The organism is Paracoccus indicus (assembly GCF_003056335.1).
Classification (GTDB): domain Bacteria; phylum Pseudomonadota; class Alphaproteobacteria; order Rhodobacterales; family Rhodobacteraceae; genus Paracoccus; species Paracoccus indicus.
This window is the reverse complement of sequence record NZ_PYWA01000005.1, coordinates 94,968-118,758: the sequence shown is the minus strand read 5'-3', so window position 1 is coordinate 118,758 and position 23,791 is coordinate 94,968. Positions and strand designations below refer to the sequence as shown.

Sequence of the window (23,791 nt, the reverse complement as noted above, 5' to 3'; positions counted from 1 at the left end):
ATGAAAGCCATCGTCATCCACGACGCGCGCGATCTGCGCATCGATGAACAGCCGGTCGAAAATCCCGGTCCCGGTCAGGTCCTGATCCGCATGGCCGCGGGCGGGATCTGCGGGTCGGACCTGCATTACTTCAACCACGGCGGCTTCGGCACCGTGCGCCTGAAAGAGCCGATGGTTCTGGGCCACGAAGTCGCGGGCCACGTCGAGGCCTTGGGCGAGGGCGTCACCGGCCTGTCCAAGGGTCAGCTGGTCGCCGTCTCGCCCTCGCGGCCCTGCGGCAGCTGCAAGTTCTGCGATCAGGCGATGTTCAACCATTGTCTGAACATGAGGTTCTATGGCTCGGCCATGCCCTTTCCGCATATCCAGGGCGCATTCCGGGAACTGCTGGTGGCGGATGCCGCGCAATGCGTGCCCGCCGACGGGCTGACCCCTGCGCAGGCCGCCATGGCCGAGCCGCTGGCCGTCTGCCTGCACGCCACCCGCCGCGCGGGTCCGATGCTGGGCAAATCGGTGTTGGTCACCGGCTGCGGTCCCATCGGCATCCTGTGCATCCTGGCCGCGCGCCGGGCAGGGGCTGATCTGATCGTCGCCACCGATCTGGGCGATTTCGCCCTGCAGATGGCGCGCAAGGCGGGGGCAGATGTGGTGCTGAACACCGGCACCGACCGCGCCGCGCTTGATGCCTATGGCGCCGACAAGGGCAGCTTCGATCTGCTTTATGAATGTTCGGGCGCGGCACCGGCGCTGGCGGGTGCGATCCCCGCGATGCGTCCGGGCGGCACGATCATACAGTTGGGCTTGGGCGGCGACATGACCCTGCCGGTGCAGGCGATGACCGCCAAGGAACTGTCCCTGAAAGGCTCGTTCCGCTTCCACGAGGAATTTGCCACCGGTGTCAGCCTGATGCGCAAGGGCCTAATCGACGTCAGCCCCTTCATCACGCACAGCTTCGCGCTGAACGACGCCGTCGCGGCCTTCCAGATCGCGGGCGACCGCAGCCAGGCGATCAAGGCGCAGATCGTCTTCAACTGATCCTGACGGGGGGCCTTCGGCGGCCCCCTGCGATCAATGGCCGTCTAGGCCTTCATAGATGACGTGATGGTGAAAGCCTTCATACATCGGGCGGATGATCTGCATCGCCTCAGTCGCGGCCTGCCTGCGGGGCGATGCCAAGGCCTCGGCCATGGCGGCATGCGAGGGATAGTCGATCTGCTGTACCAGAAAGACGCTATTCGACCCCGGCTCGGACTGGAGGGGGCGATAGACGCGCACAGCCTGCGCATGCAGCATCTGTTTCCATGCAGGCACCATGTGCCGATCGACGGCGCGGTAGAACGCTTCCTCCTGCCCCGGCAGGATGCGGCCCTGGAAGATGGCGCTGCGGGTCACGCCACCCGTTTGACGCTGCCGCTTTCCAAGCCAGAGGTAATAGGCCGAGTGATCCAGATCGGCCCCCTGATGATTGCGGACCAGATCGTCGAAGGCCCCGGCAACCGTGCGCGCCAAGGGCAGGTGCAGCCGATGGCGGTCGGCCAGATCCAGCGCATTGACCACATCCTTCAGCTGCGATGCAGATCGGCCGCCCGGCGCGAAATCTCCCCGGACCATGCGGTCGCCATGCAGTTCCAGAATGCGGCTGTCGGCAAATCCGCCCCTCAGCGCCGCGCGGACGGTGGCCGGATCGCAGCCCGCCGCCCCAGCCAGCCGCAGCCCCTCGGCCACGGCACCGATGGTGGTGGCGACGATCAGCTGATTGGCCAGCTTGGTGGCCTGTCCCGCGCCGACCGGCCCCATATGCGTCGCCCGGCCAAGGGCGGCAAAGACCCCCGCCAGCCGTTCCGCCAGCGACGCGTCGCCCCCCACGAAGATCGACAGCGTCCCGGCCTCGGCGCCAACGACGCCGCCCGACACGGGGGCGTCCAGAAAGCCGATGCCTGCCGCCCCCGCCTGTTCGGCCAGCGTGCGATCCGTCTGCGGATCGACCGAGCCCATGTCCACGACGACTGCGCCCGCCCGGATATGGGCCATCGCATCCCCAAGCACCGCCCGCGTCGCGGGGCCGTCCGTCAACATGGCGATGACCGCATCGGCGTCGCGGACGGCCTCGGGCAGGGTGGCGACGACCCGCGCCACATCGGCCAGCGGTACCGCGCGTTCGGCGGTGCGGTTCCAGACCGTGACCTGATACCCCGCCGCAGCCAGCCTGCGAACCAGGGGCGCGCCCATCAGGCCTGTGCCCAGAAAGGCGATGCGCCTCACGTCGTTCGTCAAGCTTGTCATGGTCGTCCCGCCCGCTGTGATTCATATGATAACGTTAACGCAGTGGTCTGTGGATTGTCACGTCGCATGACCCATCCTGCGCCTTGTGTTTTCCGACAAATTTGGTCAGAAGCTGGGAAAAGCCTGTCCAACAGCCCTTCCGGAGTTCCCATGCGCCTTTTGACGACCACCGCCCTCTGCGTCTTGACCGCAACCGCCGCCCATGCGGTCGAGGAATCCGAGGTGCTGGCGACCTATGCCGATATCGCCGCCGCATCCTATGGCGACAGCCTGACCACGGCCAAGCAATTGCAGCAGGCGGTCCAAACGCTGGTGCAGGACCCCTCGGCGCAGAACCTGCAGAGCGCGCGCGATGCCTGGCTGGCTGCGCGCGTGCCCTATCAACAGACCGAGGTCTATCGCTTCGGCAACCCCATCGTCGACGAATGGGAAGGCAAGGTGAACGCCTGGCCGCTGGACGAGGGGCTGATCGATTACGTCGATGCGGCAGGCTCGGCGCCCACGGAAGGCTACGACGAAAATCCGGCGGCAGGGCTGAACGTGATCGCCAACCCGCAGCTGTCGATCTCGGGTCAGACCATCGATGCGACCGAAATCACGCCTGACCTGCTGGAAAACACCCTGCATTCCGCGAATGGCGCCGAGGCGAATGTCGCCACCGGTTACCACGCCATCGAGTTCCTGCTGTGGGGGCAGGACCTTGGGCCCTATGATGCGACGGCGGGTCAGCGTCCCTGGACCGATTTCGCCAAGGGCGAGGATTGCACCAACGATAACTGCGACCGGCGTGGCGCCTATCTGACGGCAGCGATCGACCTGCTGGTCTCGGACCTTGAAGAGATGGCCGCGGCCTGGGCGTCCGAGGGTGAGGCCCGCGCCAGCATCATGCAGGATCAGGATGGCGTGAACCGCATCCTGACCGGCATGGGCAGCCTGTCCTATGGCGAGCAGGCGGGCCAGCGCATGCAGCTGGGGCTGATGCTGAACGACCCCGAGGAAGAGCATTCCTGCTTTTCCGACAACACCCACAACGATCACTTCTATGACGCCCTCGGCGTGCGCAACATCTATCTTGGCAGCTATACCGGCATCGACGGTCAGGTGACCGAAGGGCCGTCGCTGCGTGATCTGGTGGCCGAAAAGGACGCGGATGTCGCCGACGCGCTGGCCGCATCGCTGGACCATACGCAGTTCCAGATGGTGCGCCTGAAGACCGTGGCCGAGGCGGGAATGCGCTATGACATGATGCTGGATCCGGGGAACGAGGCAGGCGGCCAGCTGATCCAGGACGCCATCGACGGGCTGATTGCGCAGACCCGCGATATCGAACGTGCGGTGGCCGTGCTGGGCCGCGACGCCATCGCCTTCGAAGGCTCGGACAGTCTGGACGATCCGGAAGCTGTGTTCCAATAAGACGCATCCGGCCCGGCGTGACATTGCGCCGGGCCGACCAGAGGTTTCGATGATGACCAGCCGTTTTGCCCGTCCGGGCTTGATCGCCACCTGCATGACGCTGCTGCTGTCGGGCGCGGCCCACGCGCAGGTCTCGGACCCGCATCTGGCGATCCAGCCCCGCACGGCTGCCGAGACTGCGCGCATTCAGGCCGTCACGCGCCCCACCGCCGACTTCGACAAACCCGCCCCCTTCGAGGCCAATCAGGGTGGCGCGGGCACCGTGCGCCGCCGCGGCGATCCGCAGGCCTTCAGCATGCCGCAGAAGAACCTGACGTTTCAGCAGGATGCCCGCTTCAACATCGGCAACGGTCTGTTCGAACGCATCTGGGTGACGCCGCCTGCCTCGACCATCGCGTCTGACGGGTTGGGGCCGCTGTTCAACACCCGCGCATGTCAGGACTGCCACGTCAAGGACGGTCGCGGCCATCCGCCCGCCGGTCCCCATGACGATGCCGGCAGCCTGGTGGTGCGGCTTGGTATCCCGACCGGGGCGGGACCGGCGGACCTGAAGGCGCTGCGGGATTATATCTCGACCGAGGGCGATCCGGTCTATGGCCATCAGTTCTCCGATCTATCAGTCGCGGGCGTCCCCGCCGAAGGTCGCGTGCAGGTCGAATGGCGCGATGCCGACAGCTTCGACCTGCCGGGCGGGGAAAGGGTGACGCTGCGCCGCCCCGAATGGTCGCTGCAGGATCTGGGCTATGGCCCGCTGGATCCGAAGACCCGCATCAGCCCGCGCGTTGCGCCGCAGATGATCGGGCTGGGGCTGGTCGAGGCGATCCCGGCCCAGGACATCATCGCGCTGGCCGACCCCGATGATGCGGATGGTGACGGCATCAGCGGTCGCGCCAACATCATCTGGTCGCCGGAATTCCAGCAACCGATGCTGGGCCGCTTCGGCGTTCGCGCCAGCACGCCCACGCTGCGTCAGCAGGCGGCCGATGCCTTCCACAACGACATCGGCATCGCATCTCCGCTGCACCCCGAACCTTGGGGCGACTGCACCCCGGCGCAGGTCGAATGCCGGAATGCGCCCGATGGCCTTAGCCCCGAACAGGACGGGTTGGAGGTGTCGGACGACAGTCTGGACCTCGTGACCTTCTACAGCCGCAATCTGGGTGTGCCCGCGCGGGCCAATGTGGGTGCCCCTCAGGTTCTACGCGGCAAGCAGCTGTTCCAGCAGACCGGCTGCACCGCCTGTCACCGCCCGTCCTTCGTCACCCACCGCCTGAAGGACCGCGAGGAGCAGAGCTTCCAGTTGATCTGGCCCTATTCCGATTTCCTGGTGCACGACATGGGACCGGGGCTGGACGACGGGCTGCCTGCAGGGCAGGCCTCGGGGTCGGAATGGCGGACGGCGCCCCTTTGGGGGATCGGCATGACCGAGCAGGTGTCGGGTCATGCCAATTACCTGCACGACGGTCGCGCACGGTCGCTGACCGAGGCCATCCTGTGGCATGATGGCGAAGGCCGTGCATCCCGCGACGGCTTTGCCGAACTGCCCGCCGAATACCGCGCCGCCCTGATTGCATTCCTGGAGTCCCTGTGATGATCCGCACCCTTGCCCTGATCTGTCTTGCCACGCCCGCCTTGGCGACGGCGGCCCATGCCGATGCGGGGGATGTGATCGACAGCTATATCCTGCCGGGTGTCGACCGCTTTGCCGATGCCGCCGATGCCCTAGCCGCCGCCGATTGCAATATGCCCGCGCTCAAGACGGCTTTCGCCGAAACCGCACAGGCCTGGGCTGCGATCTCGCATCTGGAGATGGGGCCGATCCAGGATGAGGGGCGTTCGCGGGCCGTGCTGTTCTGGCCCGACGACCGCGATGCCACCGCCCGCGGCTTGCGGCTGCTGCAGGCGCAAGGGGCCGATGCGTTGACGTCCGAGGCGATGGCCAAGGCATCCGTGGCGGCGCGGGGCCTGGGTGCGCTGGAACGCCAGATCTTCGACAGCGATGCGCAACCCTGCGATTTGACCGAAGCCTTGGCCGACGATCTGGCGGCCACGGCGGGCCAGATCCGCGACGGCTGGCATGATGATTTCGCCGATCAGATGCGCCATCCGGGGCAGGCGGGCAACACCCGCTTTCTGACCGACGCCGAGGTCGATCAGGCGCTGTTCACCGCGCTGATGGCGGGGCTTGAACATCTGTCCGACCAGCGCATCGGCCGCCCTTTGGGCAGCTTCGATGAACCGAAGCCACTGCGGGCCGAGCTGCGTCGGTCGGGGCAATCGCTGCCGATGGTCCGCGCGCAGATCGCGGGGCTGCGCCAGATGGCCGCCGCCCTTGGCCCCGACCCGCAGACCGACGCCGCCCTTGCGCGTGCGCAGGATCAGGCGGGTCGTGCGGGCGATCCCTCGCTGGCGGATGTCGAGGATCCTGCTGCCCGTTTCCGCATTGAGGCCATCCAGACCAGCATCCGCGAGGCGATCACCCATGCGCAGGCCGAGCTGGGCGACGCGCTTGGCATTCAGGCGGGCTTCAATGCGGCGGATGGCGACTGATGGTCAGCCGCCGCAGTTTTCTGGCCAGCATCGCGGCCTCGGGGGCGGGGGCGCTGATCCCGGCGGCCAGCTGGGCCGATCTGGGCAACCCCTCGTTTCTGGCGGCGGCCAAGGACCGCGCGGGCCGCTATGCGCTCTGCGGTCTGACCGCGACGGCGCAGATCGCCTTTCGCGTCGATCTGCCCGACCGTGGCCATGCCGCCGCCGCCCATTCGACACGCGCCGAGGCCGTGGCCTTTGCCCGCCGACCCGGCACCTTCGCGCTGGTTCTGGATTGCGCCAGCGGGCGGGTCGTCCAGCGGCTGGAATCGCCGCAGGGGCGGCATTTCTATGGCCACGGGGCCTATCTGCAGGGGGGTGACGTTCTGGTCACGACCGAGAACGACTATGCCACCGGCGCAGGCGTTCTTGGCATCTGGGATGCCCGCCGCAGTTACACCCGCATGGCCGAGATCCCGACCGGCGGCATCGGCCCGCATGAGGTCATTCGCCTGCCGGGCACCGAAACGCTGGTCGTGGCCAATGGCGGCATCCGCACCCATCCCGACAGCGACCGCGACAAGCTGAACCTAGACGACATGCACCCCAGCCTCGTCTATATCGACGATGGCCATATCACCGAGAAGGTGACGCTTCCGCCCGAGATGGCGCAGGCCTCGATCCGCCATATCTCGGCGCGCAAGGACGGCATGGTCGCCGCCGCCCTGCAGTGGGAGGGTGATCCGGACCGTGTGATCCCGTTGCTGATGCTGCACAAGGCGGGTCAATCCCCGCGCCTGCGCATGGCGGATGGGGCGGATCAACGCGCCCTGCAGGGCTATGCCGGGTCGGTCTCCTTTTCGGGCGACGGCGGCCAAGTGGCGATCACCGGGCCGCGCGGCGGGGCGGCGCATATCTTCGACCCCGATAGCGAGGACGGCCCCACGATCATGCGCCGCATGGATGTCTGCGGCGTCGCCAGATCGGGCGACGGCTTGGCCTTTACCGATGGCATGGGTGGCGTGATCTGTCCGGATCATGCGGCGGTGCATGACCTGGCTTGGGACAACCATCTGGTCAGCCTTTGAAGGAAACGCCGCCCTGAGAGGGCGGCGCAGCAGGTCATTCTGCGGGGCGAGTAAAGGCCAGCACCGATTGCCACGGGACCGGCACCACGCCTGATGCCGCCACATCGCAGGCCACATCGTCGCTGGCCGTGTCGATCTGCATCTTCCAATCACCCTCGGGCAGGGCGAATTCGGCGTCATCCCCGGCATTCACCACGATCAGCACATGATCCGGTCCGCTGCCCTTCAGCAGCATGCCCATGCAGCAGAGGCCCTCGTCGGACCAGTCGTCCTGCGTCATCTCATCGCCGCGCGGGTGCAGCCAGCAGGTGACGGGATGGTCGGGGTGGGGCTGATCGGGGGGCAGGGCAAAGCGGGCCTGCGCCAGCCGGTGCCTTTCCCGGAATGCCGTCAACGCCGCGACCGCGGTGGTGATCTGGGGGCGTGCCTTGTCCCAGTCCAGCCAGGAGATCTCGTTGTCCTGGCAATAGGCGTTGTTGTTGCCGTTCTGGGTGTTGCCCATCTCATCGCCCGCAAGGATCATCGGGACGCCTTGCGACAGGATCACCGTGGCCAGCATGGCGCGGGTACGGCGGATGCGGGCGGTTTGGACCATCGGGTCGTCGCTTGGACCCTCGGCGCCCATGTTGTCGGACAGGTTGTGGTCGTGACCGTCGCGCCCGCCCTCGCCATTGGCCTCATTGTGCTTGTCGTTGTAGCTGACCGTATCCCAGAGGGTGAAGCCGTCATGCGCCGCCACGAAGTTCACGCTGGAGGTCGCAGGCCGCTGGCTGTGGTTGAACTGCACGGGCGAGCCTGAAAGCCGTTCCGACATCACCGGCAGCAGGCCCGGATCGCGACGCCAGAAGGCGCGGGTGTCGTCGCGGAACTTGTCGTTCCATTCACGGAAGGGCCAGCGATAGCCGCCGACCTGATAGCCGCCGTCGCCGATGTCCCAAGGCTCGGCGATCAGCTTGATGCCCGACAGCACGGGATCCTGCCGGATGGCGTTGAAGAACGACCCGTCGCGTTCGAAGCCGTAACCCTCGCGGCCCAGGGTCGAGGCCAGATCGAAGCGGAAACCGTCGACATGCATCGCCTCGACCCAGTAGCGCAGGCTGTCCATGACCATGCGCAAGACCATCGGATGCGACAGGTTCAGCGTGTTGCCGGTGCCGGTGGTGTCGAACCCGTGGCGTTTGTCGTCGGGCGACAGCAGGTAATAGGAGGCATTGTCGATGCCGCGGAAGGACAGCGTCTGGCCCAGTTCGTTGCCTTCGCAGGTGTGGTTGAAGACCACGTCCAGAATGACCTCGAGTCCTGCCTTGTGGAAGCGGCGGATGGCCTCCTTGACCTCCTTGATCTGGCCGGTCTGCAGATAGGGGGCGTGGGGGGCGAAGAACGACAGGGTGGAATAACCCCAATAGTTCGACAGATCCTTCTCGGCCAGAAAGCGGTCGTTGGCGAAGGCGTGGATGGGCAACAGCTCGATCGTGGTGACGCCGATGCGCTTTAGGTGGTCGATCACTGCATCCGAGGCCAGTCCCTTGATGCTGCCGCGCAGGTCCTGCGGCACGTCGGGATGCAATTGGGTCATGCCCTTGACGTGGGCTTCGTAGATGACGGTTTCGGGCCAGGGGGTGCGCAGGGCACGGTCGCTGTCCCAATCGAACTGGCTGTCCACAACCACGGCCTTGGGCATAAAGGGCGCACTGTCGCGTTCGTCGAAGGACAGGTCATCCTTGCCGATGGTGTATCCATGCAGGGCGTCGTCCCAGATGATCTCTCCGCGCAACTCGCGGGCATAGGGGTCCAGCAGCAGCTTGTGGTGGTTGAAGCGGTGGCCCTGTTCGGGGGCATAGGGACCATGCACGCGATATCCATAGACCTGCCCTGGCAGGATGTCGGGCAGATAGCCGTACCAGATGCCGCCCTCCATCATGGGCAGGGTCAGGCGGTGCAATTCGTTCTGGCCGGTTTCATCGAAGAGGCAAAGCTCGACCTTGGTCGCGTTTTCGGAGAAGAGGGCGAAGTTCGTTCCCTCGCCCAGAAACTCCGCCCCCAGGATGTCGGACCGCGCCAGGGTCGGATCGAAAAGGGGCGGGGTGGTCATGTCACGCATGGTGCTTGTCTTTCAAAGGGGACGATCGTTCGAAGCCGGGGTGTCCGAACGAGGGGGCAACGCGCATTCGGCTGCGCGGGATCCGCAGTACCGCACGTCGATCCAGCATTGCCTGCGTGATAAGCACGGTGCCTGCCGGGGTGCGGGTGAACCATGTCGCATCCTCCTCGGCATCCTGGCCGGTGACAAGCCCCGGGGGGACATAGCAGCCCTGCGCCACGATGGTATTGGTCAGATCGGCGCTTTGCGAGACCACCGCCCCCATCATGGCGATGCTGCCCTTGCCCAGATGCCAATCCGCCACCAAGCCTTGCCGGGGCAGGCGGGCGGGATTGCCATGCACGAAGTCCAGCTGTGCCAGACGCAGCGCGTCCAGCGTGCCAACATCGCGCCAATAGGTATGCCCGTCCGGCCCGGCCGGCAGCTTGTAGACCGCCGATCCGCCCTGTGCCACAGCCAGTGGGATGACATCATGGCCGAAGTCCATCGCCTGCGGATGGCTGTTGAATAGCACGTCACGAAGCCACAGGCGCGAGAGCACATAGACCCCCATCGACACTAGCGCCCGTCTGGGGTCGCCATGCATTGCCGGGGGGTGGGCAGGTTTCTCGAGGAACGAGGTGATCTGCCCCTCCGCATCGGCCTGCATCACGCCAAAGGCGCTGGCCTGCGACAGGGGCACCACATCGACCGCGACCGTCGCCACGGCGCCCGTCCGGCGGTGCTGTGCCAGAAGCGCCGCGTAATCCATGTCATAGACGTGGTCGGCAGCCAGAACCAGGATTTCGTCCGAGGGGCTGGCCACGATCTGATCCCAATTGTGCCGCAGGGCATCGGCCGTTCCCAGGTATCGGCCGCGACCGTCGCGCAGTTGCAACCCGTCGCGTTCGAATTTCGCACCCCACCGCGCGGGCAGATAGTCGTGCAGCGTCTGGGGGGCGTATTGCGTGGCGACCAGCATGTTGCGGATGCCCGAGCGGACGGCATTGGCCATGGCGAAATCGATGATGCGATTGCGTCCCGCGAAAGGCACGGCGGGCTTGCTGTCGTTGGCTGTCAGATCGTGCAACCGCGTACCCTTGCCGCCGGCAAGCAGGATGGTGGCGCAGTCCTGAGGGACCGGGGACGCGTTGAATTCGCGGTTCTTGGGCAATGAGGACACGGCGGCAATCCTTGGATCAATGTGGAAAGCGGACCCGGTGTCCTTGTGGATGACCGCGTCCGGATACTTGGGAAACTCCGATCCGCGGCCTCTGTTCCTGCAGTTGTCATATGTTAACAGGTGCAAGTCATGATTGCACCCAAGCCAAGGTGGCCCGCGAGCCGTCATCCGCCGTGAACGACAGGATCGGTTGTCCGGATGGGGTGGTTGCTGCGTCATCCACCCATTGCGCAGTCAAACGACGTCCGCCCAGTTCGCGGGTGATCGCGACGCTACCTTCGGTCATCTGCGCGCCTGCGCCGGCCTTTTCAAGGAACTGCCGTTCCTGCCGGCGCAGGTGCAGCAGATCGCGGGTCCAGCGGGCCTTGATCGCACCGAAACCCGTGCCTTGGGGCAGCGATGCCAGGTGATCCCAATCGACGGCATGGCGGTTGTCGGGATCGGTCAGGGCCAGAAACTGATCCTCGGTTCCGCGATAGATGTCGGGAAAGCCCGGCATGACCATCTTGAACAGCAGTTGTGCCAGCGACAGCGACTGCGCCCTTGCGATCAGGCGCTGCAACGCCTGCGGCGGCTCGGACTGCCAGCGGTCGATGACGGCATGCCCGAAGGCAGCGGCTGCGGCCTCGGCGTTTTCATCGGGGTTGGTCCAGAAACTGGTCAGCTTGGCCTCGCGCATGGCTTTTTCCATGTGCTGGGCCAAGCGGTCGCCCGCATTCTCCGCGCCGTGGATCGCAAGCGCCGATTGCAGCAGATACCATTGCCAGTCGGGGGTGACATGATCGGCGCAAGGCAGTCGGGCTGCATCCGCCACAAGGGCGTCGAAATCCTGCGGCAGATGGCTGATGGCCACCAGTCGCATGCGCGAATCCTCGGACCGCTTGGTGTCATGGGTCGAGGTCAGCACCATGCCCGTCGGACTGGCGGCGGCCAGAAAGCCCGTCGCCTCGTCAGCAGTGATGGTGGGTTCGTCGGGTTCGGCACCGACCTCGTTCGCCGCCAGAAAACGCGTCCAGCGAAAGCCCGCGGTATCTTCCTGCGATTTCGCCAGAAGCGCCCCCGAGACCTGTTGGAAACGGGTGACAAAGGCGTGCTGCGCCTCGGTTTCGGGGGCGCAGATGATATCCTGCAGCATCCGCAGCACGGTATCCGACCGCAGCCCTTCCGCCGCCTGATCCGCCACCTGCGCGATCAGCGCATGATCCTGGTCCGATGCCTGCCCGTCGAAGACATAGCTGCGGTATCGGGGCATGGCGATCAGCAGGGCGGTCACGGCCTCGCGCAGGGACTCGGGGCCGGGTTGGGCCACGGTCGAGCCCATGCAGGCATCCGCGGCCATCTCAGCCAGTTGTCGGCGCTCGGCGGCCAGTTCGTTGTCCAGAATGTCCGTCTTGGATTGCATCAGCTCGGCATGAAAGCTGCGATCGTTGCCGGTGACACGGCGCCAGTTGGCGTCCAGATCGGTCAGGCCACGAACATCGGTCAGCATGCGTGCGATCAGGCGCGCGGCCTCGTACCCTGTGGTGCCGGCGGTGGGCCAGTCGGCGGGCAGGGTCTCGTCGCGGACCAGGATCTTCTCAATCCAGATCGGCGTGTCGGGCAGTTCGCGCGACAATTGCCGCAGATAGCCTGCCGGATCGACCAGCCCGTCGATGTGATCGACCCGCAGGCCCTGCGCCAGACCCTGCCGCGCCAGGTCGAGGATCAGCGCATGGGTGTCGGTAAAGACGCGCGGATCCTCGACCCGCATGCCGATCAGGCCGGTGACGTTGAAGAAGCGTCGGTGGGTGATGCCGTCGCGGTCAAGATCGCTGTGGGCCAGCCGCCAGTGCTGGGCCTCATGCAGGTCGCGCAACTCGCCCTCGGTCGTGCCTTCGGTCAGGGGAATGGCCAGATCCCCCATCCGCCACATGCCGTCCGAGACGCTGAAGGCGCCATCGGCCAGCATCTTTTCGAAGGGTTCGGGCAGCCACGGAAGGATCAGCGGCCCGGCCTGCCAGTCGATGTCGAAATGCGGGGCATAGCGGCTGGATGGCCCACGCCGCAGCACATCCGCCAACCAGGGGTTCTCGGTCGAGAATGCCGTGTGGTTCGGCACGATGTCGAGGATGATCCCCAAACCGTGGTCCCGCGCGGAATGCGCCAGCGCGCGAAAGCCCTCGATTCCCCCCAAAGCGGGATCGATCTGCGAGGGATCGGTGATGTCATACCCATGCGTCGAACCGCTGGCCGCCGTGAAGATCGGCGAGAGGTAGAGATGCGAGATGCCCAGACCCGCGATATAGCCAAGCCGCGCTTCTAGGGCCTTGAAGTCCAGACCGTCACGCAGTTGCACGCGATAGGTGGCGGTCGGAATGCTTGGCGTCATGGTGAATGGCCTTTGCTGTCAGTGCGAAGTCTGCTTGGGGAAGTCCCGCGCGGAAAGTCGCGTCGGGGATGGGGTTCGGGTCAGGCTGGCCAAAAGCCAGCGACAAGGCCAGCGTTCCGGCCTGAAACTGCCATTCGGCCCTGATCAGTCCAGGGGCGGGTCGGGTGACATCGGCATGCAATCGGGGCGATTTGATCAGCGGCACGACGTGATCGGCGCGAAAACGCAGCGCTTCGCACGTGAGTTCGATCCACGATCGGGCGGTGGCGTCATCGCGCCAGCCTAGTTTCGAGGCTTGGAAGGTCGCGGGTGACAGGGGATCGGGGACCGATTGCCCCAAGGCAGCGATGCCCGCGAATTCGGACGCCCGTCCGTCGCGGACCGCTTGCGCCAGATCGCCTTGGAAATCCGCGAAGAATTGGAAGGGCGCCGTCTCGCCGCGCTCTTCGCCCATGAAGACCATCGGAATATAGGGCGCGACCAGCAGCAGGGCATAGGCCGCAGCCACCGCCCGCGGGTCGGCCAAAGTAATCAGACGGTCGCCGAATGCCCGGTTGCCGATCTGATCATGCGTTTGAATGGCATTCACGAAAGCGGTGACCGGCAAATGATCGCAGGGCGCACCGCGTGGGGTGGCGGGGGGTCGGGGTTGGCCTTCCTCGACATGACCGCGGCGAAGGGCAGTGGCCATGTCTTCGACCGGATCGGCGGCGAAGCTGGCGTAATAGCTGTCATCCTCGCCCGTCAGGGCCACATGGACCGCATGATGGAAATCGTCGTTCCAACTGGCATCATAGCCCATCTGGCGCAGGTCGGGGGTGTTGCGCTCATCCTCGGTTACCAGATGGCGACGGGGGAACAGGCTGTGCACCTGGCGGGCCAAGTTGGCCATGAAACCATCCGCCCCCGGCCCTTGAATCTGATGCACCGCATCCAGCCGCAGCCCGTCGAAGCGGTATTCGCGCAGCCAATGCAGCGCGCAATCGGTCCAGAAGCTGCGCACCGCCGGCTGGTTGAAATCGATGGCCGGACCCCATGGGGTCTTGCGCCCGCCGTCGAAGAAATCGGGCGAGCTGTGGTGGATCCACGCGCCGGATGGCCCGAAGTGGTTCATCACCAGATCTAGCAGCACCATCAGGCCGCAATCATGCGCCGCGTCGATCAGCCGCTTCAGATCGCCTGGCGTTCCATAAACGGGATGGGGCGCATAGGGCAGGACGCCATCATATCCCCAGCCCCGGTCGCCCGCAAATTGCCCGACGGGCATCAGTTGGATCGCGGTGAACCCCATGTCGGACAGTTGGTCCAGCTTGGCCTGTGCCGCCGCGAAGGTGCCTTGCGGGGTGAAGGTGCCGATGTGGAGTTCATGGATGACGGCCTCGGACCACGGGCGGCCTTGCCAGTCGCAGTGCCATGTGTCGTTGTCGGGCAGCGTCAGGACCGAGGCCTCATCCACACCGCCCGTCTGCAACCGGCTGGCGGGGTCCGGCATCCGGATACCATCGACGTCGAAAAGATAGCTGCTGCCGGGGGCGGCGGTCAGACGGGCTGTCCAGACGCCATTCGGCGATTTCTTCATGGAATGGGCGGTCTGGCCCATGATGACCTGAACGCGATCTGCCTTGGGGGCCCATAGCCTGATCAGCCATTCACCATCCGCGAATTCGGGCCCCCAGAACCGATCCAGCATGCTACCCCCCATGTCCTCATCCTGTCAGATAATGACTTTGGGGGCCAAGCCGTTCCGGTGATAGACAAAAAGCAAACGGGGCGGCCTCAGCCGCCGAATATCTTCAGCATGTCGATGATTGCCAAAACTTTTTGCGTATCGCTGTCCACGCGATAGACATCCGAACCCTTGCGGTAATATTCCCACCGGCGGCTTCGTTCGAGGCCGAGCGATCCGGGGTCGCGGACATGCTCGAACCCGCTGCGCGAGAAGTGGTCGCCGATGCGTGGGCGGCGGCTGTCCTTGCGGTCGTGATCCGCAGCGCGGTGCCCGGACTTGTCATGGCCCGATGCACGGTGGCGGTCGTTGTCCTGATGCATCTTGTGGGACTGCATGTGGGCCGGTCGTTTCCTGGCCTGGTCGTCATGCGGCTTGTCGGCCAGCGCGGGGGTGGTGGCGATCATGGTGATCGTCGAAAGCGCGGCAATCATGGTGGTGGTGGGTTTCATCGTATTCTTCCATCATCTGGTTGCCGACATGAATGCCCGTAGCGCTTCCAAGGCAAGGCGCTGAACGATCACGTTAATTTTGGCCTCGGGCGATGGGCGAAGATGTGCCGACATGCGAAGGGGCCCCGAGGGGCCCCTTGGTCGTCACGATGGCGGCCTGCGATCAGGCGGCCTTGCGCGCGTCCAGCTCGCTGATGACCAGGCGCGGTGCATCCTCGCGGACGTAGTATCCATACATCTGTTCCAAGGCGGCTTCGGCCTCGATGCTGCGCTTGCGATCTTCGATGCTGAGCGGCTTCTGTTCGGTCTTGGTCATGATTCCATATCCTAGGGTTGGGTTTTTCTGCCCCGAGGATCACTTATTGATCGGTCAGTCAAAATGCCACCGCCCTGACGCAGGGTCAGAGCGGTGATTTCCTCAAGTTTGCGTCAGCTGGCCGGCGTTTCCAGTCGCAGCATGCGATGCTTCTTCTTCCCGACCGAGACCTTGATGCCGGCTTCCAGCGCCGCGGGCTGAACCACGGTCTGGGGATCGGTCACGGCCTCGTTGTCCATGCGCAGACCGCCCTCGGCGATCAGGCGCTTGGCCTCCTTGCCGGATCCGACGATGCCGGACTGGACCAGCGCCTGAATGACCGTCAGGCCATCGGTCGCGGTTCCTGCGGGCAGCAGCGCCACCTCGAGGTCGCCGCCCGCGCCGCCCTGTTCGAAGACCTGACGCGCGGTCGCCTCGGCGCTGGCAGCGGCATTGGCGCCGTGCAGCAGGGTCGTGACCTCATTGGCCAGCCGGAGCTTCGCCTCGTTGATCTCGGATCCCTCCAGCGCGCCAAGGCGGTCGCATTCCTCGACCGGCAGTTCGGTATAGAGCTTCAGGAAGCGCCCGACGTCGGCATCGGTCGTGTTGCGCCAGAACTGCCAGAATTCATAGGGTGACAGCATCGCGCCGTTCAGCCAGACGGCGCCGCCCTGCGACTTGCCCATCTTGCGCCCGTCGCTGGTCGTCAGCAGGGGCGAGGTCAGCCCTAAGAGCTGCGTGTCGTCCACGCGGCGCGTCAGGTCGATGCCGTTGATGATGTTGCCCCATTGGTCCGAGCCGCCCATCTGCAACTGGCAGCCATAGCGTCGGTTCAGCTCCAGGAAGTCGTAGGCCTGCAGGATCATGTAGTTGAATTCCAGGAAGGACAGCGACTGTTCGCGGTCCAGACGGGACTTCACGGATTCAAAGGACAGCATCCGGTTGACGCTGAAATGCCGCCCGATGTCGCGCAGGAAGGTCAGGTAGTTCAGACCGTCCAGCCATTCGGCGTTGTTCAGCATCTGCGCGCCGTCGTCGCCGTAATCCAGGTAGCGGGCAAAGACCTGCTGCATGCCGTCGATGTTCGACTGGATCGCCGCATCGTCCAGCAGCGGGCGTTCGTCACTGCGGAAGGACGGGTCGCCCACCTTGGTGGTGCCGCCGCCCATCAGGGTGATCGGACGGTTTCCGGTCTTCTGGAACCAGCGCAGCATCATGACATTCAGCAGGTGGCCGACATGCAGGCTGGCCGCCGTCGCGTCATAGCCGATATAGGCGGTGACCGGCCCGGCAAGCAGTGCCTTGTCCAATGCTTCGTAATCCGTGCAGTCGGCCAGATAGCCGCGCTCGGTCATCACGCGCAGGAAGTCGGATTTGGGCTGATAGGTCATGGGCTTCATCCTTTTGAACGCTCGCGATATACAGGCTGCGGCAAAAAAGGAAAAGGCGCGATGATCCGGGCTTTGGGGATGATGTCGGGAACCTCGCTTGACGGGGTGGATGCGGCGATGATCGAGACCGACGGTGAAAGGATCGGCGCCTTTGGCGACAGCGCCTTCCGCGCCTTTTCCGACAATGAGGCGGCGGTGCTGCACGCGGCGCTTGGGTCGTGGCAGGACGCGCCCTGCGTGCCGGAAGCCGCGCGTCTGGTGCAGGACAGTCACGCCGATCTTGCGCGCCGTTTCCCGCAGGCGCAGGTCGTGGGCTTTCACGGCCAGACGCTGGCGCATGATCCGCGCGGTCGTGGCACCCATCAGGCGGGCAACGGGGCAGAGCTGGCCCGTGCCTTGGGTCGCCCCGTGGTCTGGGACTTCCGCAGCGAAGATGTCCGACAGGGTGGCGAGGGTGCGCCGCTGGTGCCCTTCTTCCATTGGGCCTGCGCGGAATGGGCCGTGGGGCAGGGGCATCTGCCCGCCGCGCCGGTGGCTTTCCTGAACCTCGGCGGTGTCGGCAACATCAGCTGGGTCGACCCGACGGCCTCCGCGCCCCAGGCCGACGGCGCCTGCGTGGCCTTCGACACCGGCCACGCCAATGCGCCGCTGAACGACCTGATGCGCCGTCGCTTGCGCCGGACCCGAGACGAGGGCGGCGCGCTGGCCGCTGGCGGGCGCCCCGATGCGGGCATCATCGCGGATTTCCTGTCGCACCCCTATTTCACGCGCCCCGCGCCCAAGTCGCTGGACCGCGACCAGTTTGCCGACCTGATCCGCGCGGTCGAAGACCTGGACGTTGCGGATGCGGCGGCGACCCTGGTTGCCGCCATGTCGGGGTCGGTTGCGGCGGGGATGCGCTGGCTGCCTGCCGGTTGTTCGCAGGTGTTGGTCTGCGGCGGCGGACGCCACAATGCCGCCATGATGGACGCGCTGAGCCGCGATCTGGGCATCCCGGTCCACCCGGTCGAAACCGTCGGCCTGGACGGCGACATGCTGGAAGCGCAGGCCTTCGGCTGGATGGCGGTTCGGGTGATGCGCGGGCTGCCGATCTCGGGTCCGATGACGACGGGGGTGCCCGCACCCGTCTGCGGCGGACGCATCAGCCATCCCGGCTAGGGAACCCTCCTCGATCTTCGGCGGTTGGGACGGGAATGCCCTTGGGCACCCGTATCATCAAGGAGGATATGATGGTCAGACATCTGTTGGGAACCGCCGCCGCCGTCGCACTGCTGAGCGGACCCACTTTCGCGCAGGACTCCGAGGAGGGCGCCGAACAGGGCGCGATGACCGTCGAGCAATGTGCCCCGACCGTCACCGTGACGCAGACGCCGCCGACCGTGACCGTCACCATGCCCCAGGAAGAAGGCGGCGAGCCCACCGTCACCGTCACCCAGGCCGCCCCCGAAGTGACCGTCGAGAACTGCGCCCCCAAGATCATGGGTCCCGACGGAGAAGAGATGCAGGCAGAGGTGACCGAAGCGGAAGCCGAAGTAACCATCAACGCAGCCGAAACGGCAGAGCTGTCGGTCGAACGCATGGACAATGACGCGGAGGCGGAAGAGCCCGCCGAGGCTGAGGCGACTGCCGCCGAACCCGCCACCGAGGAAGCCGCAGCCGAAGAGCCCGCCGAAGATGCCGCTGCCGATGCCGAGGAGCAGCCTGAGGCAGAGCAGGCCGATGCCGAGCCGATGGCCGACGAAGCAGAGATGGACGAGCCTGCTGCGGAAGACGGTTCCGAGGCCGAGGCCGCCGAGGAACCCGCAGCCGAGGCCGAAAATCAGGCCCCCGAGGAACCCACCGCTGAAGCGACGGAAGAAACCGAGGCCGACGCCGGTGCGGATATGGCAGCCGAGCAGCCCGAGGCCGAACAGCCCGTTGCGGATGCCGCCGATGCCATGCAGACCGAGGCTGCGGACGAGGCCCAAGGCGAACAAGCTGTCGGAGCCGAGGGTGCCAAAGACGAGATGGGCGAGGCCCCCGAGGCCCCCGAAGGCGAAGATGCTTCCGAGGCCGAACCCTCTGCCGACATGATGGCACCCGTCGAGGATGGTACCGCGGACCCTGCCGCAGGGTCGCAGACCGAACCGACCGAGGCCATGCCCGCCTCGGATCCGATGGCCAATGAACCCGAGGCCGACGAGGCGGCCGCGGAGCCGATGGAAGCCGAAACTGTCGCACCCGAGGCGACCGATGAAGCCGCAGCCGATCAGGCCGCTGAGAACGTCGCCCCCAGTGCAGGCGAGGTCGAGGCCAGCGTCAATGCCATCGCCCTGCGCGAAGGCAGCACCTTGGTCGACGCCGACGAGGTGATGGCCGAAGGGATGGACGGCACGCCCGTCTACAGCTCGGACGATGAGGAGGTCGGTGAGATCTCGATGTTCGATGCCGAAGCGCAGGCCGCGATCATCGGTGTAGGCGGTTTCCTCGGCCTTGGTGAAAAGGACGTCGCGCTTTCGCTGGACGACCTGTCGTTCCAGAAGAACGAGGACGGCGAACTGAGCGCCTATATCGCCACCCCCTCGGACCAGATCGAGGAACTGCCCGAGCATCAGGCGAGCGAATAATCCGACAATTCCTTGAGAAATATCAACGTCTTCAAAATATTCGCGGATATTTCAGAAAAACTTCACGGGCGGCCTTGACGGGGTCGCCCGCTGTCAGTAGACACCGCCTTACTCCAGAGGACGAACGCTGGAGTGGATGAGTTGGGCGGTTGTAGCTCAGTTGGTTAGAGTACCGGCCTGTCACGCCGGGGGTCGCGGGTTCGAGCCCCGTCAACCGCGCCACAACTCATCTGTCGTCCGAAGATATGCGCGGTTGTAGCTCAGTTGGTTAGAGTACCGGCCTGTCACGCCGGGGGTCGCGGGTTCGAGCCCCGTCAACCGCGCCATTTCTTCACCTTTCCCGAAAATTTGCCAGCCTGACCGGACGGTCGCCCCCGCGGGGGTGCAGCATTCGTGCTGCATGGTTTTCACGCGCGATCGCGCAGGGGGATGAAGATGACGGATATGGCAAAGGCGCAGCAACTGATCGACGGTCTTGGCACGGCGGCCCGCAAGGCCGCGGTCGAACTGGCTCAGGCACCTGCACCAGCCAAGCGGGACGCGCTGATGGCCGCCGCCGATGCCGTCATCGCCCGGACCGACGCGATCCTGGCCGCCAACGAACAGGACCTGCAATTCGGCCGCGACAAGGGTCTCAGCGATGCGATGATGGACCGGCTGCGGCTGGACCCGGCGCGGTTGCAGGCGATTGCCCAAGGTCTGCGCGACGTGGCAGGACAGGATGATCCGGTGGGGCAGGTCATCACCGAATGGGATCGGCCCTCGGGGCTGCATATCCAACGGGTGCGCACGCCCATCGGCGTGATCGGCGTCATCTATGAAAGCCGCCCGAACGTAACGGCGGATGCGGGGGCGCTGGCGCTGAAATCCGGTAATGCGGTGATCTTGCGCGGCGGGTCCGAGAGCCTGAATTCCAGTGCCGCGATCCATGCCTGCATGGTCGAGGGTCTGCGTGCCGCCGGTCTGCCCGAAGCGGCAATCCAGATGGTGCCGACCCGCGACCGCGCGGCGGTCAGCGCCATGTTGGCGGCCCAAGGGCTGATCGACGTGATCATCCCGCGCGGTGGCAAGGGGCTGGTTGGTCTGGTCCAGCGCGAGGCGCGTGTGCCGGTCTTTGCGCATCTGGAAGGCATCTGCCACGTCTATGCCGATGGCGCCGCCGATCTGGAAAAGGCGCGTCGGGTGGTGCTGAATGCCAAGACCCGCCGCACCGGCATCTGCGGATCGGCGGAATGCCTGCTGATCGACCGGGCGTTCCATGCCGCCCACGGTCCCGTGCTGATCGAGGATCTGCTGAAAGCGGGCGTCGAGGTCCGCGCCGAGGGTGAGCTGGCTCAGATCCCCGGCACCGTTCCCGCCCAGCCCGACGATTTCGGGCGCGAGTTCCTGGACATGATCATCGCCGCCAAGCTGGTGGATGGGGTCGATGAGGCCATCGCCCATATCCGCGAATACGGCAGCCAGCACACCGAATCGATCCTGACGGAGGATGATGCCGTGGCGGGACGCTTCTTCGCGGGGTTGGACAGCGCGATCCTGATGCGCAACGCCTCGACCCAGTTTGCGGATGGGGCGGAATTCGGGATGGGCGCCGAGATCGGCATCGCCACGGGCAAGATGCATGCCCGCGGGCCGGTGGGTGCCGAGCAGCTGACCAGCTTCAAGTATCTGGTCACGGGCGACGGGACCATTCGCAATTGACCGGGCGCGGCGGGATCAAAAGCTGATCTCGCCGCCCTTCTCGTCGAATTCATGGGTCAGGCGCTTGCCTGCGGAATGCGCAGCCTCGGCCAGCATGGCGAAATGCACCTCGGATGCTGCGGGCGTGCGGGCCGATCCGCCGTCCAGCCAAGCCCAGAGGTCCGGGTCCACCCGCGCGCGGTCGCAATCGGCCACCAGCCGCCAGCCGGGCGCATTGCGCAGCACCATCACGCGCCCACCCCAAGGCATGGCGCTTTCCAGACACATCAAGGACAGCATCACCAGCCTGATCTCGGTCCGGGCGAAATCGCCCTCGGCGTCCAGCGTGATGGTCAAACGCCCCTGCGCCGCCACCCCGTCAAGCAGCCGCGACAGTTCCGCACGCGGGATGCGCTGATCGCCCGAGGCCATGCCGAAGGCCATGCGGTATCCCTGGATGCGCGACCGAGCGGCGGCAACCGCCTCGGCGATCAGGCGCATTTCGGGGGATTGTGCGATGTCGGGGAAATCCGGCGACATCTCAAGCAGTTCGACCCCGTTGCCGATGGCGCCCAGGGGCGAAACCAGGTCGTGGCAGAGGCGCGATCCCAGCAAGGCGGCCAGATCGCCCGCAGCGATCCGCGTTGTATCGACCGTCATGATTGTCTATCATCCTTGTATCTGAAGGAGTTTTCCCGGTGAATGAGATACTGGAACCCGGCATGATCGTGCGTCACCCCGGTGCACCCGAATGGGGCGAGGGGCAGGTCCAGTCCCGCATCGGCGACCGCATCACCATCAACTTCGCCGAGGCCGGCAAGCAGGTCATCGACGGCAAGCGCGTGCAGCTGTCCATCGTGCGGTTCAACGGGATCTGATTTGGTTTCATGGGGAAACCTTGCAACCTTGGGTTGCGTGACGCAAGCGTAACCTTGCCTTCAGGGGTGATCGGCGGGCTGCCATGTTGCAATGATGCCCCGCGTTTCCTAGACAGGCGCAACCCTATGAGAGCCGAGGCCCCGTGAATCGCGCCGAACCGTCCTTCTTCCAGATCCGTCTTGCGGAAACCTCGCGTGACCTGATGGCCGCACAACGCCTGCGGTATCGCGTCTTCGTCGAGGAGCTGGGCGGCACCGGACCGATGGTCGATCACGATGCCCGGCTGGAGTGCGACGAGTTCGATCCGGTGGTCGATCATCTCTGCCTGATAGACACCCGCCGCAGCGAGGATGACCTTGATCATGTCGTCGGCGTCTATCGCCTGCTGACCAGCGATCGGGCGCGGGACTTCGGGCGCTTTTACTGCGATACCGAATACGACTTGACGCCCCTTCGCGACAGCGGTCGTCCCTTGCTGGAACTGGGCCGATCCTGCGTCCATGCGGATTATCGGGGCGGTTCGGCGATGTTCCTGATGTGGAACGCGCTGTCGGAATACGTGTTGGAGAAGAAGATCGAGATCCTCTTCGGCGTCGCCAGCTTTCACGGCACGGATGTCGCGATGCTGGCACCCTCGCTCAGCTGGCTGCATCACAACCACCTTGCGCCGCCCGAACTGCGCGCCCGGGCGCAGCCTGCCGGTTTCGTCGACATGGACCTGATCGCCCCCGACCGTCTGGACCGGCGCGAGGCGATGGTCGGCATGCCCGCGCTGATCAAGGCCTATCTGCGCGTCGGCGGTCTGGTGGGCGAGGGTGCCTTCGTCGATCGCGCCTTCAACACCACCGATGTCTTCCTGATGATGGACACCTCGCTGATGTCGCCGCGCCACAAGCAGTTTTACGAAGGCCGTCGGCAGACGCCATGATGCAGGCAACCTGGCGCGACAGTCCGCCCCGACCCTTGCCCGGACCGAAGGGTTTGCGGGCATGGCTGCGCGTGTTGCGCCGCATGCTGCCCGCCGTCATGGTCCTGCTGATCGGAGTGATCACGCTGCTGCCCCTGCGCGGGGCAGAGCGGCTGATCCACGGCATGCGCCGCCCCTGGACCGGCCCGCATGTGCAGCTGGTCTGCCGCCTTGTGCTGATCTGCTTCGGCATCCGCTGGTCGCGCGAGGGTCGGCCCATGCGCGGGCCGGGGGCGGTCGTGGCCAATCACTCCAGTTGGCTGGACATCCTGGTGATGAATGCCGCCATGCCGGTCTTCTTCGTCGCCAAGTCCGAGGTCGCCGGCTGGCCCGGCATCAACATCCTGACCCGCGTGACGAACACCCATTTCGTCGTCCGCGACCCGCGCCTGGCCCGGCAGCAGGCGGCCGAGTTCGCCACCCGCGTGCGGGCCGGCCACCGGCTGCTGTTCTTCCCCGAGGGCACATCCTCGGATGGTCTGCGGGTGCTGCCCTTCAAGGCGACCCTGTTCCAAGGATTTCTGGCCGAGGACCTGCCGAAGGATCTGGCCATCCAGCCGATGACCGCGATATACCGCGCGCCTGCCGGCGAGGATCCGCGATTCTATGCCTGGTGGGCCGACATGGATCTGGGCTCGCATCTGCTGAACGTGCTGGCAGTCAAGCGGCAGGGGTCGGTGGTCGTTTGTCTGCGAGATCCGCTGCCAATTCTAGGTGAAACGCGTAAGTCCCTGTCGTCCAAGGCAGAAGTCGCGGTGCGGTCGGAACAGGTCTTAAAATAGTCATTTTCGCCGTATTGCCCTTGGTTCATCTTGGGTATAAACCACCCCAAATCACACCATATATGGTGTAGC

At 65.5% G+C, this 23,791-nt stretch carries 20 protein-coding genes and 2 tRNA genes; 13 read left to right on the top strand and 9 right to left on the bottom strand.

What is annotated here, in order from left to right:
* Complete coding sequence (locus tag DDE75_RS09715) at positions 1-1,032, top strand: L-idonate 5-dehydrogenase (RefSeq protein WP_108502187.1); 1,032 nt, start codon at positions 1-3, stop codon at positions 1,030-1,032.
* A 33-nt stretch (positions 1,033-1,065) separates the two neighbouring features.
* Here the strand turns inward: DDE75_RS09715 and DDE75_RS09710 are convergent, their stop codons facing one another.
* Positions 1,066-2,280, bottom strand: coding sequence for an NAD(P)-dependent oxidoreductase (locus tag DDE75_RS09710; RefSeq protein ID WP_211659325.1), 1,215 nt, complete (start codon positions 2,278-2,280; stop codon positions 1,066-1,068).
* 150 nt (positions 2,281-2,430) lie between these two features.
* Between DDE75_RS09710 and DDE75_RS09705 the strand changes: the two genes are divergently transcribed.
* From DDE75_RS09705 to DDE75_RS09690, 4 genes are read left to right on the top strand one after another with little or no spacing between them, the layout of a single operon-like run.
* A complete protein-coding gene (locus tag DDE75_RS09705; protein ID WP_108502186.1) occupies positions 2,431-3,693 on the top strand; it encodes an imelysin family protein in 1,263 nt (420 codons plus the stop codon).
* A gap of 52 nt (positions 3,694-3,745) precedes the next feature.
* On the top strand, positions 3,746-5,284 hold the full coding sequence (locus tag DDE75_RS09700) for a di-heme oxidoreductase family protein (protein WP_245894689.1): 1,539 nt from the start codon (positions 3,746-3,748) through the stop codon (positions 5,282-5,284).
* Entirely contained in the window at positions 5,284-6,243 is a 960-nt protein-coding gene (locus DDE75_RS09695; RefSeq protein WP_108502185.1) for an imelysin family protein, read from the top strand. The genes DDE75_RS09700 and DDE75_RS09695 overlap by 1 nt, the downstream gene beginning before the upstream one ends.
* On the top strand, positions 6,243-7,310 hold the full coding sequence (locus DDE75_RS09690; protein ID WP_108502184.1) for a DUF1513 domain-containing protein: 1,068 nt from the start codon (positions 6,243-6,245) through the stop codon (positions 7,308-7,310). The genes DDE75_RS09695 and DDE75_RS09690 overlap by 1 nt, the downstream gene beginning before the upstream one ends.
* Before the next feature lie 34 nt (positions 7,311-7,344).
* Here DDE75_RS09690 and glgX read toward each other — a convergent pair whose 3' ends face one another.
* The 7 genes from glgX to tyrS form a co-directional block, all read right to left on the bottom strand.
* Positions 7,345-9,411: a glycogen debranching protein GlgX gene (gene glgX, locus DDE75_RS09685; RefSeq protein WP_108502183.1), complete on the bottom strand. Its 2,067-nt coding sequence runs from the start codon at positions 9,409-9,411 to the stop codon at positions 7,345-7,347.
* Entirely contained in the window at positions 9,404-10,573 is a 1,170-nt protein-coding gene (locus DDE75_RS09680; protein WP_245894688.1) for a sugar phosphate nucleotidyltransferase, read from the bottom strand. Before DDE75_RS09680 ends, glgX begins: the two co-directional genes overlap by 8 nt.
* A gap of 127 nt (positions 10,574-10,700) precedes the next feature.
* Positions 10,701-12,941, bottom strand: a complete 2,241-nt coding sequence (gene treY / locus DDE75_RS09675) for a malto-oligosyltrehalose synthase (RefSeq protein ID WP_108502181.1) — start codon at positions 12,939-12,941, stop codon at positions 10,701-10,703.
* A complete protein-coding gene (gene treZ / locus DDE75_RS09670) occupies positions 12,895-14,643 on the bottom strand; it encodes a malto-oligosyltrehalose trehalohydrolase (protein ID WP_245894687.1) in 1,749 nt (582 codons plus the stop codon). The genes treY and treZ overlap by 47 nt, the downstream gene beginning before the upstream one ends.
* Before the next feature lie 74 nt (positions 14,644-14,717).
* Entirely contained in the window at positions 14,718-15,119 is a 402-nt protein-coding gene (locus DDE75_RS09665; RefSeq protein ID WP_108502179.1) for a hypothetical protein, read from the bottom strand.
* A 163-nt stretch (positions 15,120-15,282) separates the two neighbouring features.
* The gene (locus DDE75_RS17275) at positions 15,283-15,435 is read right to left on the bottom strand and encodes a hypothetical protein (RefSeq protein ID WP_162798972.1); all 153 of its coding nucleotides are present in this window, start codon (positions 15,433-15,435) and stop codon (positions 15,283-15,285) included.
* 113 nt (positions 15,436-15,548) lie between these two features.
* Entirely contained in the window at positions 15,549-16,805 is a 1,257-nt protein-coding gene (tyrS, locus tag DDE75_RS09660) for a tyrosine--tRNA ligase (RefSeq protein WP_108502385.1), read from the bottom strand.
* 60 nt (positions 16,806-16,865) lie between these two features.
* Here tyrS and DDE75_RS09655 point away from each other — a divergent pair, with 60 nt between their 5' ends.
* From DDE75_RS09655 to DDE75_RS09635, 5 genes are all read left to right on the top strand, one after another.
* A complete protein-coding gene (locus DDE75_RS09655; protein WP_108502178.1) occupies positions 16,866-17,963 on the top strand; it encodes an anhydro-N-acetylmuramic acid kinase in 1,098 nt (365 codons plus the stop codon).
* Positions 17,964-18,034: 71 nt separating this feature from the next.
* Positions 18,035-19,411 carry a PRC-barrel domain-containing protein gene (locus DDE75_RS09650; protein ID WP_162798971.1) on the top strand — a complete coding sequence of 459 codons (1,377 nt, stop codon included), beginning with the start codon at positions 18,035-18,037 and terminating at the stop codon, positions 19,409-19,411.
* Between the two features lie 145 nt (positions 19,412-19,556).
* Positions 19,557-19,633 (top strand) — tRNA-Asp (locus DDE75_RS09645).
* Positions 19,634-19,660: 27 nt separating this feature from the next.
* Positions 19,661-19,737 (top strand) — tRNA-Asp (locus DDE75_RS09640).
* 109 nt (positions 19,738-19,846) lie between these two features.
* Entirely contained in the window at positions 19,847-21,112 is a 1,266-nt protein-coding gene (locus DDE75_RS09635) for a glutamate-5-semialdehyde dehydrogenase (protein WP_418304182.1), read from the top strand.
* Between the two features lie 15 nt (positions 21,113-21,127).
* On the opposite strand, the gene DDE75_RS09630 is transcribed toward DDE75_RS09635, so the two are convergent.
* Positions 21,128-21,751, bottom strand: a complete 624-nt coding sequence (locus tag DDE75_RS09630) for a histidine phosphotransferase family protein (RefSeq protein ID WP_108502175.1) — start codon at positions 21,749-21,751, stop codon at positions 21,128-21,130.
* Between the two features lie 38 nt (positions 21,752-21,789).
* On the opposite strand from DDE75_RS09630, the gene DDE75_RS09625 reads away from it, so the two are divergent.
* The 3 genes from DDE75_RS09625 to olsA all read left to right on the top strand — a co-directional run bounded on the left by DDE75_RS09625 (position 21,790) and on the right by olsA (position 23,719).
* The gene (locus tag DDE75_RS09625; protein ID WP_108502174.1) at positions 21,790-21,969 is read left to right on the top strand and encodes a DUF3553 domain-containing protein; all 180 of its coding nucleotides are present in this window, start codon (positions 21,790-21,792) and stop codon (positions 21,967-21,969) included.
* A gap of 143 nt (positions 21,970-22,112) precedes the next feature.
* Positions 22,113-22,898 (top strand): L-ornithine N(alpha)-acyltransferase, encoded by a 786-nt coding sequence (gene olsB, locus DDE75_RS09620; RefSeq protein ID WP_472462635.1) that lies wholly within the window; start codon positions 22,113-22,115, stop codon positions 22,896-22,898.
* A complete protein-coding gene (olsA, locus tag DDE75_RS09615) occupies positions 22,895-23,719 on the top strand; it encodes a lyso-ornithine lipid O-acyltransferase (RefSeq protein WP_108502173.1) in 825 nt (274 codons plus the stop codon). Before olsB ends, olsA begins: the two co-directional genes overlap by 4 nt.
* The last annotated feature ends 72 nt before the right edge of the window (positions 23,720-23,791 follow it).

Excerpts from the sequence above, each read along its gene's own strand:
- DDE75_RS09715 (WP_108502187.1), top strand. The coding sequence starts at position 1 with ATGAAAGCCATCGTCATCCACGACGCGCGCGATCTGCGCATCGATGAA.
- DDE75_RS09710 (WP_211659325.1), bottom strand. The coding sequence starts at position 2,280 with ATGACAAGCTTGACGAACGACGTGAGGCGCATCGCCTTTCTGGGCACA.
- DDE75_RS09705 (WP_108502186.1), top strand. The coding sequence starts at position 2,431 with ATGCGCCTTTTGACGACCACCGCCCTCTGCGTCTTGACCGCAACCGCC.
- DDE75_RS09700 (WP_245894689.1), top strand. The coding sequence starts at position 3,746 with ATGACCAGCCGTTTTGCCCGTCCGGGCTTGATCGCCACCTGCATGACG.
- DDE75_RS09695 (WP_108502185.1), top strand. The coding sequence starts at position 5,284 with ATGATCCGCACCCTTGCCCTGATCTGTCTTGCCACGCCCGCCTTGGCG.
- DDE75_RS09690 (WP_108502184.1), top strand. The coding sequence starts at position 6,243 with ATGGTCAGCCGCCGCAGTTTTCTGGCCAGCATCGCGGCCTCGGGGGCG.
- glgX (WP_108502183.1), bottom strand. The coding sequence starts at position 9,411 with ATGCGTGACATGACCACCCCGCCCCTTTTCGATCCGACCCTGGCGCGG.
- treY (WP_108502181.1), bottom strand. The coding sequence starts at position 12,941 with ATGACGCCAAGCATTCCGACCGCCACCTATCGCGTGCAACTGCGTGAC.
- treZ (WP_245894687.1), bottom strand. The coding sequence starts at position 14,643 with ATGGGGGGTAGCATGCTGGATCGGTTCTGGGGGCCCGAATTCGCGGAT.
- DDE75_RS09665 (WP_108502179.1), bottom strand. The coding sequence starts at position 15,119 with ATGAAACCCACCACCACCATGATTGCCGCGCTTTCGACGATCACCATG.
- DDE75_RS17275 (WP_162798972.1), bottom strand. The coding sequence starts at position 15,435 with ATGACCAAGACCGAACAGAAGCCGCTCAGCATCGAAGATCGCAAGCGC.
- tyrS (WP_108502385.1), bottom strand. The coding sequence starts at position 16,805 with ATGACCTATCAGCCCAAATCCGACTTCCTGCGCGTGATGACCGAGCGC.
- DDE75_RS09655 (WP_108502178.1), top strand. The coding sequence starts at position 16,866 with ATGATCCGGGCTTTGGGGATGATGTCGGGAACCTCGCTTGACGGGGTG.
- DDE75_RS09650 (WP_162798971.1), top strand. The coding sequence starts at position 18,035 with ATGGTCAGACATCTGTTGGGAACCGCCGCCGCCGTCGCACTGCTGAGC.
- DDE75_RS09635 (WP_418304182.1), top strand. The coding sequence starts at position 19,847 with ATGACGGATATGGCAAAGGCGCAGCAACTGATCGACGGTCTTGGCACG.
- DDE75_RS09630 (WP_108502175.1), bottom strand. The coding sequence starts at position 21,751 with ATGACGGTCGATACAACGCGGATCGCTGCGGGCGATCTGGCCGCCTTG.
- olsA (WP_108502173.1), top strand. The coding sequence starts at position 22,895 with ATGATGCAGGCAACCTGGCGCGACAGTCCGCCCCGACCCTTGCCCGGA.